Consider the following 15,044-nt stretch of genomic DNA (forward strand, 5'->3'; position numbering starts at 1 on the left):
GTCAACTCCAAGGATAGGGAACACCAGCCGGCCAGGGGATGTGAGTTGCATTCGCCGCCTCTGGATTATAGTTCGGGCTCTTGGGGTTGTGCACCTTGCTCGGGTACAGGTTCCCGTTCTTGTCCATGAAGCGCTGCCCGATCTGGACCCGGTACGTTACCCCACTCGCGGCGTTCGACCCGATGGGTGCAGTTCCGTCCGGACCGTGGATGCGAACACGAATCCGTTGACCATCCTGACGCCAACTGTATTCCACACCATACTGCGCTCCACCGTTCGAGTGAGGTGTGAGATTACGGCGCGAAGCATATGACGGCACAAGGTCGATCGGGTTTTCCGGCAATGCCGTTCCCGCCTTGACCGGCAGCCCATTGGGCCAGTCAGGGTCCGGGCTCCCTGCCTTCGCGGCGGTCCGCAAGCCCTTTATGCTTAATGAAATTCCGGCACTGCTCCCCATTGTAGCTGCGCCGAGGACCAGGTCCGGACCCATCCCGCCGGTCTGGTAACCCGCTTCATAGTACTTGCCGGCCTTGATGTTCTCGTAGATCTCACAGGCGCCGGTAAGTGTGCAGCCCCATCCGATGGTATTCCCTCCGGGCGTACCCGGGACTTGCCCGTACTTCTGGCTCCAGTTGATCGACTCCTCGGCCATCCCCTTAAAAGCCCCGACAGGATCCTTCACGAAGGAAACTATGCCGCTGGCGGTGTCCGAGCCCCAGTTTTCCCAGCCATCCTGGGCGCCAGCTACGAACTCACCGAGGTTGCCCCAGAAGTCATGCCCGTCCAATTCGACCGAGCTGATCGGGTTTCCACCACCGAACGCGTACCGATTTCCGGTCCAAGCGTTGAGCCCGAGGTTCATGTCCGCAAGGGCACCGTTGTAGCTGTCGCGGGCAAGGAATCGGTTTAGGCCCGGACTGTAGTCGCGGAAACCCATGTCATATGACTCGGAGTTCTGGTCCCAGCGCTTAGAGTTAAAGCGGTAGGAGTTGTACGGCTCCTTCGTCGGGTCGCTGGCTTCGGGCTTGTCGATGCCAGTAAATTCGGCCTCATTGTTCTTGCCGTAGGCGGTGTAGCCGTACGTCGCCCTGGTGTTGCCTGTCTCGTCGGTCAACTGCTCGACGTCGGTGTGCGGGTTGTAGCCGTAGTAGGCGTCCTCCTCGCTGCCGTCATCCTTGTGGGTAACTTGCGAGAGCCTCTGGCCCCACGGCGAGTACTGGTACGACTTGGTGACCTTGCCCGCGACCTCCTCATTCAGGACGTCCGTCGACAGCCCGAGGTAGTTAAATGCGGTCATTTTCTCCTTGACACCGCCGACGTCCGTCGTCTTCGTCGTCGTCCGGTCCAAGGGGTCAAACGTGTACTTCGTCGTCGAGGTACCCGTGCTGGACTTCTTACGGTTCTCGATGACGTGATCGAAACCGTCGTACACCTTTCGCTCGATCACCTGACCTGCGGCAGTCACCGTGTCCAGTCGACCGAACGGATCGTAGTTGTAGGAAGCGGTGGCGCCCCCCGTGGCAGCCGTCAACAACCGGTTACGGTCGTAGTTGTAAATGGTCCTCGTGTCATTAACGGTCTGGTCGATGACGTTGTTGTTGGCGTCATGAACATAGGTCTCGGCGCCGGGCGTGTCGCCCGTCTTGGTCATCGACACGAGCCGGTCACGCGGGTCGTAGGTGTTCTCCGTGCTGTTGAAGATGTACGCGGAATGGTCGTCCGCGCGCATCTTCTTGTTGACGTCCTTAATGCGGTTGCCGTTTAGGTCGTAGTACATGGAGTGCTCGGAGACAATCACCCCGTTCGGCTTCTTCTCGGCCTGGTACTTAAGCAGCCCATCCAGGTAGTACGCGTGCTCGACTGTGTTGCCGTTGCCCTTCGTCTCTTTGAGTTTCTCGCTGCGGTCGGTGTACGTGAAGGTGGTGGTCTTCTTGTCTGGGTCGGTCGGTGTTTTGCCATTGGTGACCTTCGAGACCAGATCGCGCGCGTCATACTCGAAGGCCGAGTACTGCTTCTTGTGGGTCGTGGTCAGCGGAGCGCTGTTCTCGTTGTAGGTGAACGAGGTGGTGTTCTTTTCTGCCCCGGACTTGCTTTCGGTGACCGTTTGCACCTGGTTCAAGCTCGTGTAGTCGATAGTGTAGGTGTCGACCGGGGTATTGGGTGATGAGTCGGTGACGGTCTTGAGGTTGCCGTTGGGGTCGTACCGGTAGTCGTATTCCTGTCGCTCGTCGTCAGTTGCACCGGTGTTGTCGCGGACCATCTTGACTGCGTCCGCCACGATCGTGCCGGTAGCTTGGTCAGACAGCGACACCTTGTGGCTATTGCCCTCGATGAAGTTGTACGAGCCGAGGCTGACCCAGGTGCCGGCGCCGGTGGTCTGGTTGACCGTCTTCGGCGTATTGCCACCGCCGTGACTCACCGTGTACTTCGCGTCGGTGGCCGCGCCGGTGACCGTCGGGTAGCGGGCGAAGACCTGGTACGTGCCGGCCTGCGGCACGTTCAACTGCCAGGTGAAGGTGTTCGCGCCGGTCCCCGCCGGCCGGGTGACGTAGTTGGTGCCGTACTTGTTGCCGGCCGTGGTGGCGGCGGTCCAGGTGCCGGTGGCGGTGGTGTTGTTGAAGTCGGAGTTGTCGACCAGCACCACCTGCTTGCCGACCGGCACACCGTTGTCCGCGCGGGACTTCAGCTTTCCGTCCGGGTGGTAAGTCCAGCTCATCGTCCGATTGGCCGTCGAGTTCAATGGATCCTCACCGGCCGGAGTCAGCGTCCGCGTGGTTTTGGCGCCGAGGTCGTCGTACTCGTAGGCGGTGACGATGTCCCACGGGTCGCTGCTGGTCTTCGTCCAGCCGTTGTCGAAGTACGTGTACGTGGTGTTGTTCCGGACCGACTCACCCGCCGATGGCGGCGCCGACAGGATCTTGAGTCGCCCGACCTCGTCGTACTCGTAGGTGGTGACGTCCGCCGTGGTGTAGCGGGAGTCATCCTTGTCGTAAGCGGTGCGGCTCTCCTTGACCCGGTTCAGCTTGTCGTAGACGTTGACCGTGGCGAAGTCGTCCGGGTCGTCCGTGGTGGCCACGCCCCGCGGGCTGATCACCCTGGTCTGGTTGCCGACCTCGTCGTACTCGTGCTTGGTGGTGCGGTAGGTGATGGTGCCCGCGTCGTTCTTGTGCGGAACTTTCATTTGGCTCGGCTTGCCCCGCGCGTCGAGGGTGATCTCGGTGGTGTTGCCGAGCTGGTCGATTGTGGTTATCACCACGCCGTCTCGGTCGTACCTAGTGGTGATGAACTTGCCCAACGCGTCCGTAATCTTGGTAACTCGGTGCGCCTTGTCATATTCATAGAGGGTGGTGTAGTCGAGGGGATCGGCGGTGGCGTTCTTCCGCGGGTCGACCACCTTCCGGACATCACCGACGTTGTTGTACTCGTAGGTGATCTTCTCGCTCTTGGCGTTGGTGACGCTGATGAGCTGGTAGATCTCGTCGTAGCCGTTGGTGGTGGTGTAGTCCCCGACCGTGGTAGTCAGGTTGCCCATTGGTTCGGTAGTGGTCCGAAGATTGCCGACCTTGTCGTAGGTATACGAGGTCTTCCGCTCCGGATCACCCGTGATGTCGACTGGGTCCAGCGTGTAGTCGAGCTGGTCCGCTTTGTCGTAGAACGCCTTTGTGACGGCCCCGTTTGGCGCATACGACTCGTAGACGTTGTCGTTCTGGTCGTACTTGGGCGCCAACGTGGTGATCCACTCACCGGCGGCCTGGTCTTTGGCCACCCTGTTTTCCAGCGGACGGCCGAAGGTGTCGTACGTCTGCGTGGTGTCGTGATTCAGCGCGTCGGTGACCTTGAGGACGTTGCCGCGCACGTCGTAGACGAACTTCGTGGCCCGGGTCTCCGCGTCGGTGATGGTCTGCGGGTAGCCGTTCGCATCGAAGCTACTGTTGGTGGTGACGTTGTCGTTGGCGTCCTTGGCCGTCAGCTGCTGGCCCCACGCGTCGTACGTGTAGGACGTCTTGTAGTCCTCCGGATCCGCCGTGGTGTTGCCCATCGGGTCGACCACCCAGGCCAGGTCACCGTCGGCCTCGTACCCGAAGGTGTGCTTGCGTTCCTCGGGGCTGGTCTTCTCGGTCAGGTCGGCGACGTATCCGTTGAGCTGGCGCTGGTAGGCCAGCACGGTGCCCGACGTGCCGTTCTTGACCGCCTCGGCGTCCTTGATCTCGGTGGGGTAACCGGTCTTAGCGTCGTACGTCCAGGTCGAGACCGCGCCGTTGGCCTCCTCGATCCGGGTGACGTTGTGGTCGTCGTCCCAGCCGAGTTTGGTGGTCTCGCTCTTGGCGTTGGTGGTCTCGATCGGCCGGCCGTAGCCGTCCTGCAGGTAGGCCGTCGCGTGGTTCTCCGCGTCGGTGATCGTCGTGCGGATGTTGTTGGTGGCGTCCGGGTCGACGTAGCCGAACTGGGTCGGGTGTCCGAGGCGGTCGGTGTAGGACTTGGTCCGCCAGTGCCACTTCGGGTCGTCGCCGGTCTGCGGGTAGTGGTAGGTCAGGTCGGTGGCGTTGCCGCGCGGGTCGGTGACCTTGACGAGCTTGACGTTCTTGTTCCCCTGCGTCATGTCGTAGCGGAACTTGAACACCTTCGGCGCGCCGTTGGTGGAGCCGGCGCCGTCGATCAGCTCACCGAGCAGACCCTTGTCGGTGTACGTGAAGGTCAGCTTGCGCCCCGAGATGTCGGTGATCTGCGAGACGTGGTCGATGATCTTCGGGTTGGTCAGGTTGGTCGCCGACGTCCGCGCCCAGGTGGTGTCGTTGATGTAGTCGTAAGCCTGACCCTTGGCGTAGTAGTCGATGGTCAGGGTCTTCCGGCCGGCCGCGTCCGTGAGGTAGCGCAGGAACTTGGTCGGCTTGTTGTTGCTCTTGCGCTCCTCGTAGGTGAAGAGCATCTCGTTGCCGTTGTTGTCCACCACGCTGGAGAGGAAACCCTCGCAGTCGTAGTAGAACTGGGTCCGGTCCGGCTTGGTCAGCCGCCAGGCCCGCCGCTCCTGCGTGTTCGGCTTGCAGTCGAGCGCGGTGACCTTTTCCAGGTAGAGGTTGACGCCCTTGGGGCTCTTCCACTCGTTGGTGGCCGCGTCCCAGGTGAACCAGTGGCTGGTCCCGTCGCCGTCGGTCAGGGTGACCTTCGTCGGGTTCGGGTTGGGGTGGAAGTCCAGCGGGGTGCCCAGGCGCATCATCGACGACGCCTGCAGTGACCAGCCGAAACCGGCGACCGAGTCGCTGGTGTCCAACGAGTTGTACGACATCCGCACGAACGTCGACAGGCCCCGCGACGGGTTGTTGAGCGCGTTGTACGACCAGACGGTGTTGCCGGCGTACAGGTTGTTCATCAGGGTGCCGCCGGCGCCGGTGTTCTTGCCCGCGTACGAGTAGAACTTCTCCAGGCCGAGCTGGTCGGAGGTCGGCTCCTCCACCGCCACGTTCTGCGGCAGGCCCTTGATGACCGAGGACGAGGACAGCTTCGTGCCGTTGAGCTTGTTGCGCAGGTCCCAGCTGAGGACGTACTCGGTGCGCTTGTTGCCGTCGGTCGACGACGGCGGGGTCTTCACCTGCGCGTTGACCTCGACCGTGCCGCTGGCCACCACGTTCTTCGGCAGGGCGGTGCGCAGCTCGTAGGTCTCGTCGGGGACGTCCTCCAGGACACCCGCCGCGTTGTACCGCTTCCAGTCGTAGGACAGCTCCCAGTCGGTGGTGTTCCACGCCGCCAGCGTCGGGTTCGACACCGTCACCGGGAGGGTGTACGTGGCGTTCGGCGTCAGCGTCTGCGGCGTCGAGGCCGCGTAGTACGTCGACTCGGCGGTCTGCTCGAGGTAGGTCACCTCCAGCGTCGGCCGCAGCAGCGGCTCCTCACCCTCGGAGGAGAGCAGCATGGCTCGCGCGGTCTGGTTGACCTCGTCCCGCTGGCGCAGCAGGAAGCCGTAGTTGCTGGCCGGAGTGGCGTACCAGCCCTTCACCGCGGTGGTGACGTCCCAGGTCTCCCACTCGGGGTCGTTGCTGAACCCGTTGAAGCTCGCCTTCCAGCTGGTGTCGTAGTCACCGCCGGGCGTGCTCCACAGGTTGGTGCCGTCGTAGCTGTTCCAGGTCGCCTTCGTCTCGGTGAAGCCCTTGGTCAGGCGGTAGACGTCCACGTACTCGTCCCGGTCCGTGCCGGGGTACAGGTACGTGTTGTACATCCGCAGGTCGGCATCGACGATCTGGGCGTTCGTCGGGATGCCGGCCAGCGCCGGGAACTTCACCAGACCGCGGGTGTCGCCGTAGTAGGTGGAGTTGTTGCCGGGGCTGACGTAGGGGTCGCCGTCGTAGACGTCGACGTTCTCGGTCGACCGGCCCTGCGCCAGGGTCGTGTCGGTGACACCGGTCCGGTAGATCCGGGTGATCTGGCCGGCCTTCGGCAGCATCACCGGCTGAGTCGGGCCGGCGAAGAGCTGCCCGCTCCGGGTCTTGACCGCGACCATGTAGTAGTAGAACTTCCGCGCCATCGGGTCGGTGTTGTCCGCCGCCGTGGGCACCGCCGTGGTGTCCTGGTACGACCGCGTCGCCGACGACACCGGCGCGATCAGCGTCTCGGCCGACGGGGTGAAGTTCTGGTGCACGCTGCGGTGCACCTGGTACTCGGCGATGTCGTCGTTGTCAGTGGTGGTCGGGGTCGGGTCGCTGTAGGCGGGCCAGGTGAGCAGGGCGCCGGTCGAGGTGACCGTGTCCGGCGGGTTGACCGCCACACCCGGGCGGCCCCAGGTGACGATGAGCTTGGGCAGGTTGTAGTCCCGCCGGTCGTTCAGGTAGGCGTACTCGGACGCCTCGAAGATCGGACCGCCCCGGCCGAGGGTCGCCTCGTCCTTGGCCTGCAGCGAGAAACCGTGGTTGGGCTGGGTCCTGTTGACCCACTGCTGCACCACGCTGCGGACCGGGAACGACAGCCATGCGCCGGACTTGGCCGTGTCCTTCACCGCGCCCTGCTTGCTGAAGCGCACGGCGTCGGCGATCACGACCTCGTTGGCCACGTCGCTGAGCACGACCTTGCCGGTGGTGCCGGCGTCGAAGTGGTGAATGCCGAGGGTCTTCCAGGCGCCCTTGCTGGCCGGCGTGCGCTGATCGATCGTGTAGGGCGTCTGCTTACCGCCGGACGAGTGGACCGTGTACTTCGCGGTGTCGGTCCGGTCGGACGCGCCGACGTAGTGCACCTCGACCTTGTAGTCGCCGGACTCGGTCAGAGTCGGCGTCCAGGTGTAGGTCTCCCCTGCGACCGCGTCCTGGTTCACCCGGTAGTCGGTGCCGACCGCCTCCGAAGTCAGCGTGCTCGTCGACGCCGTCCAGGTCCCCTGGGCCGAGGACCCGGTGTTGCCGTCGTCGACCGAGACGAAGTTGCCGGCGGGACCGGTGTCGACGCTGCCGGAGATGCTGTTCCAGGTCGCCGTGTCCTCGTCCCAGGCCGCGGTGACCCGGCGCGCCTCGATCGGCACGTCGTACTGCCAGGCGGTGTGCGTCTGGGAGTAGTACATCTCCAGACGCGCGTCGTCGACCGCGGTGTTCGCCGGAATGGAGCTGGTGTCGAACTTGACCAGCGAGCGCCACTTGCCGCTGCCCGACGTGCCCACGTGCAGCGGCCACTTGATGGTGTCCTGCCCGTACGCGTGGGTGGGGTCGGCGGAGTAGATCTGCACGTCCTGGGCGTCGGTCGGCACCGGCTGGACCTTGATGGTCGGGTCGACGACCACCGGGTAGACCCGGGCGGGGTCGGCGAGCCAGCCGGCGTCCGCCGTGACGGTGACGGTCGACCGGCCGCCGGACTGGGTCACCGTCTGGGTGACCTTGTCGCTCCAAACCTTGCCGACCGGGGACGCCTTGTCGTCCTTGGCGTCGTACATGAACGGCGCCGGCATGACGAACGCCGGCTCGCCGCCCGCGCGCGGGACGAACGCGATCGAGCCGTCCGCCCGCTGCTGCGCGGTGAGACCGGCGGTGTCGAGGGTGAAGGTGTACGACGCCGGCCCGGCCGGGGCGCGGTGCAGGACGATCTTTTCCTTGAGTGCGGTGGAGGTGACGTCGTAGACGATGTCGGCACCCCCGGCGAGCCCGGGGTAGGTGACCGTGGAGCCGGAGACCTTCGGCGTGACGCTCTTGGCGGCGCCGGCCAGGCCCAGCTCGATGCTGCGGCCGTCCTGCTCGAAGCGGGCCAGCTCGTCGGAGCTGTCGCCGAAGAGGCTGGTGAAGGCGTTGGTGCGGTTGCCCTGGACGTAGCCCTTCTCGGTGATCGGGCGAACCGTGGTATCGATCGGCTGGAGCTTGCCCTTGGCGTCGCGGTAGTGCAGCGGCGTCGCCGAGATCTCCGACTGGGTACGCCCGTCCGAGAGCTGGTAGGTCCGGCTGTTCGCCGTCCGCTTGCCGGTGAGTTCCCTGACCCGCTTCTGCGGCGGCCACTTCTTCGCCGCGGGCGGCTTCTCACTCATCGCCAGGCCGGCGCCGACCACCTCGGGCCGGGCCTTGCGGGGCCCGGGGTCGACCAGGCCACGCGCGGCGCTGCCCAGCTTGGAGAGGAAGCCTTCCTCCTCGGTGGCGGTGGCCGTCGGCACGGTGGCGGTGCCGGGCTCGTCGTCCGGCAGCGCCTCCATCCCGCCGAGTGTCGCCACCAGGGCCAGCACCAGTCCCCCGACAAGGGGACCTCGTGATCGTTTCTTCACCCGTTACCCTCCGGTCCATCGACAGACACGTCGGGTGGAGGTTAGGAACGGCCGATACGCGGGTAGCTATCGCTGAGGTATCTCCCGGTGACCGGGCGATGAGGTGCCCGACGGAACGAGCCCCCGGCGTGGATGCCGGGGGCTCGCGAGGTGATCGAGGGCTAGTAGCGGCCGAGGTTCTGCACGGGGCTGATGACGATGCGCGGCGAGCGCGCCGGGTCGAGCCACTTCAGCACCGAGACCAGGTTGGCGTGCGACATGCTCACGCAGCCGGCGGTGGGGTTGCCGCTGGAGGTGCTGTACTCGTGCAGGAAGATCCCGCTGCCGGCGCCGGGGACGGGCTTGGCCACGTTCGGCGTCATGTTGTAGGTGATCACGGCGAAGTGGGTGTACGCCGGCTTCTCCGTCCAGAGCGCCTCGCTGTAGCCGCCCGGGTTGGTGGTGGTGTGCTGGAAGGTGTTGTACGCGGGCGAGTTCGGGTTCTCGTTCCACCAGTCGTACTGCACCACCTGGTGGTAGGGGTAGCGCACGCCGGGGTTGACGCCGATGCCGTACATGGTCGGGCCGAAGGAGTAGACCCCGGTGGGGGTGGTCGGCACGCCCTCCAGGTGGTTGTCGCTGAAGCCCTTGGAGCCGATCCGGGCCGGCAGTGGCCTCGACACCGCCACCCAGTGACCGCCGACCTTGTGGAACGTCTCCAGGGTGGCGTAGGTGGTGCTGTAGCTCTCGCCGGTCACGACGACCACCTGGGTGGTCGCGGCGGGCAGGGTGGTCAACCGGGAGGCGCGGTTGGGCGGCGGGATCGGCGTCGGCCGGCCCGTCGTCGTCCCGGCGGGGCCGCCGGCGAGAGGTGTCGGTTCCATTCGCCAGATGATGGCATCCCGGCCGTCTCCGCGGTGTCCCGGAAATGGTGACGGATCTCGTCGCACAATTTCGGCGGGTCGATGTAACGCGGGAGACGCGTCCGACGCTTTCTCTTTCCGGTGGAGCAGAGGGATCGACGCGGAAACAGTTTTGGCGGGCGGGTCAGGACCGGGTCCGCAACTCCCCGGCCCTGACCACCAGCCGTCCGGTGTGGTAGCGGAATCGCCGATGCGAGCACGGCGGGCGTGGCACGTCGCCCACGCCGGGCTCAGCACGGCGAGCCGGCCCGCCTGCACTCAGCTCCACGGTGCCCAACTACCGGACTTCGGTGCGTTCCCGACTCACCCCGAAGAGCCGTGAACGCGGGGCCAGATTAGGCATCCCGTCGCCATCCGGACAAGCATTTCCGGGCCCCGGCGAATGTGATTGATACCAATCCTGAAAAGCGGCATGTCCGCGTAACGCGGTCAGCCGGACTGACGCTGTTTCTCCTCGGAGCGACCCGTCCGGCTTCCCGCCGTCCGGGCGGCGGAGAGCGCTCCCGCCGCCGCGGCGCCGGCGATGAGCGCGAGCGCCGCCAGATGCAGCAGCCGTACCCCGGCCGGGGCGGGCACGGTGGCGGCCGGCAGCAGCGGCAGCACGGTCGCCCCGGCGGCGGTGACCGCCAGGGCCACCGCCCAGAAGACGGCGGGGCGCGCCGTCGGCGCGGGCGGGCGTACCCCCTGGAAGATCTCACCCCGGTGGGCTGCCCGCAGCGCGAGCGCGACCACGAACGCGCCGCCGGCCGCGGTGCTGACCAGGTCGGCGAAGACCCACCAGGGCATGCCGGTGTGCGCGGCGAAGTCGTCGATCCCGACCAGGCGAAGCCAGCGCTCGGTGTGGGTGGCCCGGTCCCAGGCCACGTGGCTGGCCGCCCCGATCAGCGCCGAGCAGACGGTGACCTGCCACGGGTGCCGGACCGTGCCGAGGGCCGCGTAGTCCCGCCAGGCGAACAGCCGTGCGGCGGGCAGGTGCACCGCGATCCCGGCCACCGTGCGGCGCACGATCCAGGCGTACACCAGCGCGACCGGCAGGCCCCACCAGAGCAGCCCGCCCATGGTGTGCGGGGCCATGCCCAGGTCGAAGCGGGTGCGGGTGAACAGGTAGGAGACGTCCGGCGCCACCGCGCCGGTGGCCAGCGCGACCCCGTCGAACCAGCGCGGTCGCCACATCTTCAGCGGCAGCACCGGCGCCAGGTGCGAGGGGAACGTCAGGGGCACGGACCGGACGTTACCGTCCGGCGCCCGCTCAGAAGTGCTGAAGCAGGTCGGTGAACTCCTTCAGGCGCAGCACACCCTCGTCGGTGGGGTCCATCTCGTCCTGCTCCAGCACCCAGGTGTTGTCGTTCGGGATGTAGACCGCGTTCATCCCGGCGGCCCGGGCGGGCAGGATGTCGGACTTCGGGGAGTTGCCGATCATCCAGGCGCGGGCCGGGTCGAAGCCGTGCTCCCGGGCCAGCCAGCGGTAGGTGCCGGCGTCCTTCTCCATCACGATGTGCGCGGCGTCGAAGTGGTGCAGCAGCCCGCAGGCGTCGAGCTTGCGCTGCTGCTCCTCCCGTTGACCCTTGGTCAGCAACAGCAGGTCGTACCGGCCGGCCAGGGCGTCCAGGGTGTCGGCGACGCCGGGCATCAGCTCCACCTGGTGGGCGACGAGCGCCGCGGCCAGCTCGTCGATCTGGCGGCGCTCCCGCTCGGTGGCGGGCCGCTCGCGCAGCCGCTCCAGACACTCCCCGAGGCTGCGCAGGAAGACCTTGCTGCCGTACCCGTGGGCGACCGCGTTGGCGCGTTCGATGTCGTCGAGCACGGCCCGGATCTGCGTCCGGTCCAGCGTCGGGTGGTCCAGCCAGTCGAGGAAGTCGTCGATCACCCGCTCGAAGAGGACGTTGTTCTCCCAGAGCGTGTCGTCGGCGTCGAAGACGAGCACCGCCGCGTCCCGCCGCTGTTCCATGGGTCCCCTTCCGTTTCCGGCGTCCGGGACACGCTACTGCGCGCCGCCGCCCGGGTCATCCGGGTTACCCCGGTTCGTGACGCCCGGCAGGGCGGGGTCGACGTCGCGGCCGGCGGGCACCCGGACCGGTCACGGCCCGTCCAGCAGCCGGACCGCGATCAGCTCCTCCCGCTGCTCCTGGGTGTCGGGGCGCAGCCGGCCGCCGCGGGTCAGCATGACCGTGCCGTGCAGGAGGGCCCAGCCGATCTCGGCGAGGGTGTCGGGGTCGCGGCCGGCGGCCAGCGGCGCCAGCGCGGCACGCAGTTCGGTGAAGGCGGCGTGCGGGGCACCGGGCGCCGGGTCCCGGCCCAGGGTGAGGTCCGAGGTGTGCGCCAGCATCGCGTCGTACACCTCGGGGTTGGCGTAGGCGAAGTCCAGGTAGGCCGTCACCACGGCCGGCCAGGCGCCGTCGTCGCCGGCGGTGGCCCGGGCGGCGGCGAGGGCGGCCGCCAGGTCGGCGAAGCCGCGCAGCGCGACGGCGGCCATCAGCGCCGCCGGGTCCGGGAAGCGGCGGTACAGCGCCTCGATGTCGATGCCGGTCCGCTCGGCCAGCCGGCGGCGGGTCACCGCCGCCCAGCCCTCGGCCTCGGCCAGTTGCCGGGCGGCCGCGACGACGCGGGTGCGCTCGGCCGGCTCGGCGTCCGGGTCGTCGGTGGGCGACACCCGGTCGATGCTAGCGAGGGTGACCGGTGGTCACCGGCCGGTGACGGATTGGCGACTCTCCGGAGTTCAGCGCCGCCGGGTGAGGATGAGGTCGGCGACCAGGGCCGTCCATCCGGTCTGGTGCCAGGCCCCCAGGCCGGCGCCGTTGTCGCCGTGGAAGTACTCCGGGAAGCAGATCAGGTCCCGCCAGTCGGGGTGCGTCTGGAAGAGCTGGGCGGCGCCGTAGATCGGGCGCCGGCCCCAGTCGTCCCGGGTGAACAGCGAGATCAACCGTACGGACAGGTCGTCGGCGATCTCGTCCAGCGAGCACTTGCGCCCGGAGCGGGTCGGGTACTCCACCTGGAGGTCGTCGCCGAAGAACGCCGCGTAGTCGCGCAGCGCGCTGATCAGCAGGAAGTTCGTCGGCATCCAGATCGGGCCGCGCCAGTTGGAGTTGCCGCCGAACAGGCCGCTGGTCGACTCGGCCGGCTCGTAGCCGACGCAGAACTCCTGCCCGCCGAGGGTCACCGAGAAGGGCTTGTCCAGGTGGGCACGGCTCAGCGTGCGCAGGCCGAAGTCGGAGAGGAACTCGTCGGGGTCGAGCATCCGGGCGAGCAACCGGACCACCTGCTCCGGGCCGACCATGGAGAGCAGCCGTTGCTGGCGGCCGTCCGGGCCGAGCCGGCGGGCACCGATCACATCGGCGTACTCGGGGCGGTGGGTGAGGAACCAGCGCAGTCGGGCGCCCAGCTCGGGCAGGCGCTGCAGGGTCTTCGCGGTGAGCCGGGTGGTGGCGGCCAGCGGCAGCAGACCGACCACCGAGCGCACCCGCAGCGGCACCTGGCTGCCGTCGGCGAGCCGGAGCACGTCGTAGAAGAAGGCGTCCTCGTCGTCCCAGAGCCCCTGCGAGTACGCGGCCGCGGCGATGTACGCGAAGTGCTCGAAGAACTTGGTCGCGGTGTCGACGTACGACCGGTCGTGCTCGGCCAGCACGATGGCCATGTCCAGCAGGTTGAGCGCGTACATCGCCATCCAGCCGGTGCCGTCGGACTGCTCCAGCACCCCGGCCACCGGCAGCGCGGCCGAGCGGTCGAACGGGCCGACGTTGTCCAGCCCGAGGAAGCCGCCCTCGAAGAGGTTGTTGCCGCCGGTGTCCTTGCGGTTGACCCACCAGGTGAAGTTCAGCAGCAGCTTCTGCATCACCCGGGCGAGGAACTCGTGGTCGCGCCCGCCGTCGATCTCGAACACCTTCAGCGCCGCCCAGGCGTGCACCGGCGGGTTGACGTCGCCGAACGCCCACTCGTACGCCGGGATCTGCCCGTTGGGGTGCAGGTACCACTCGCGCAGCAGGAGCAGGAGCTGGTCCTTGGCGAAGCCCGGGTCGACCCGGGCGATGGTGACGCAGTGGAAGGCCAGGTCCCAGGCCGCGTACCAGGGGTACTCCCAGGGGTCGGGCATGGAGATCACGTCGAAGCTGTTCATGTGCCACCAGGCGCTGTTGCGCCCGTGCCGGCGGCCGGCCGGCGGTGGCGCGGAGCCGGGATCGCCTTCCAGCCACCGCTTGACGTCGAAGTGGTAGAACTGCTTGCCCCACATCAGCCCGGCGATGGCCTGCCGGGCGACCAGCGTCTCGTCGGCGCTGGCCTGGGCCGGGATCACCCCGGCGAAGAACCGGTTGGCCTCGGCCCGCCGGGCCCAGCAGACCGCGTCGAAGCCGTCGCCCAGGTCCGCCGGGGGCGGCGGGGTGCCGCCCGGCGGCGGCGCGGTGCGGGTCAGCCGCAACCGGATCTGCCGCTGGCCGCCGGCCGGCACGTCGAGGACGTAGTGCAGGGCGCCCTTGGTCCCCTCCCGCGCCGGGTTGACGGTGGCCGCGCCGGCCACGACGTGGTCGTTGATGCCGTCCTTCGGGTACGGCGAGCGCCCGGGCAGCCCCCAGAGCCGCTCGGCGTTGGTGTCGTTGTCGCAGAGCAGCGGGGTGGGCTCGCCGTCGCCCTCCAGCAGGACCTGCCCCAGCACCCAGTGCTCACCGACCAGCCGGGAGCCCGCGCCGACCAGCCGGGGCACCCGGTCGGCGCCGGGCAGCCCCCAGGCCCAGGTGTTGCGGAACCACAGGTGCGGCAGCACGTGCAGGCTGGCCGCCTCGTCGCCCCGGTTGGCGACCGTGACGAGGATGCACATGTCGGTCGGGGACGCCTTGGCGTAGTCGACGGTCACCGCCCAGTACCGGTCGTCGTCGAAGATCCCCGTGTCGACCAGCTCGTACTCGGTCTCGTCCCGGCCGCGCAGCGCGTTGACGGCGACCAGCTCGTCGTACGGGAAGGCGGCCTGCGGGTAGTGGTAGCGCCAGCGCATCCAGGAGTGGGTCGGCGTGGAGTCCTCGTACCACCAGTACTCCTTGACGTCCTCGCCGTGGTTGCCGCCGTCGCCGCCGAGGCCGAACATCCGCTCCTTGAGGATCGGGTCGACGCCGTTCCAGAGTGCGAGGGCGAAGCAGAAGGTCTGCCGGTCGTCGCAGACGCCCGCCATGCCGTCCTCGTTCCACCGGTAGGCTCTGGACCGCGCGTGGTCGTGGGGGAAGTAGTCCCACGCCGTACCGTGCTCGCTGTAGTCCTCCCGTACCGTGCCCCACGCCCGCTCGGACAGATAGGGACCCCATGCGCGCCAGTCCTGCTCCCGGGCGTCGGCCTGGGCCAGCCGGAGCCGCTCGGGGTCGGGGGACGGTGCGTCGGAGGGCGATCTGTCGGTGAACACGTGCACATCTTCGACGCCGCCGGGGTACTTCACCACAAGGGCCATT

General features: G+C 67.6%; 6 protein-coding genes. All 6 read right to left on the bottom strand.

The annotated features are described in order from the left end of the window. Window position 1: 1 nt before the first annotated feature. Entirely contained in the window at window positions 2-8,677 is an 8,676-nt protein-coding gene (locus tag ACSNN7_RS06695; RefSeq protein ID WP_436679764.1) for a DNRLRE domain-containing protein, read from the bottom strand. A gap of 200 nt (window positions 8,678-8,877) precedes the next feature. After that, window positions 8,878-9,579, bottom strand: coding sequence for a L,D-transpeptidase family protein (locus ACSNN7_RS06700; RefSeq protein ID WP_436679765.1), 702 nt, complete (start codon window positions 9,577-9,579; stop codon window positions 8,878-8,880). A 468-nt stretch (window positions 9,580-10,047) separates the two neighbouring features. Next, window positions 10,048-10,839, bottom strand: a complete 792-nt coding sequence (locus ACSNN7_RS06705; RefSeq protein ID WP_436679766.1) for a DUF4184 family protein — start codon at window positions 10,837-10,839, stop codon at window positions 10,048-10,050. Window positions 10,840-10,867: 28 nt separating this feature from the next. Beyond that, window positions 10,868-11,566: an HAD family hydrolase gene (locus ACSNN7_RS06710; RefSeq protein ID WP_436679767.1), complete on the bottom strand. Its 699-nt coding sequence runs from the start codon at window positions 11,564-11,566 to the stop codon at window positions 10,868-10,870. 129 nt (window positions 11,567-11,695) lie between these two features. Further along, window positions 11,696-12,268, bottom strand: coding sequence for a TetR/AcrR family transcriptional regulator (locus tag ACSNN7_RS06715; protein WP_436679768.1), 573 nt, complete (start codon window positions 12,266-12,268; stop codon window positions 11,696-11,698). 66 nt (window positions 12,269-12,334) lie between these two features. Then, on the bottom strand, window positions 12,335-15,043 hold the full coding sequence (locus tag ACSNN7_RS06720; RefSeq protein WP_436679769.1) for an MGH1-like glycoside hydrolase domain-containing protein: 2,709 nt from the start codon (window positions 15,041-15,043) through the stop codon (window positions 12,335-12,337). Window position 15,044: the final 1 nt, after the last annotated feature.

It is taken from the genome of Micromonospora sp. URMC 105 (genome assembly GCF_051386295.1).
In the GTDB taxonomy this organism is placed as follows: Bacteria; Actinomycetota; Actinomycetes; order Mycobacteriales; family Micromonosporaceae; genus Micromonospora.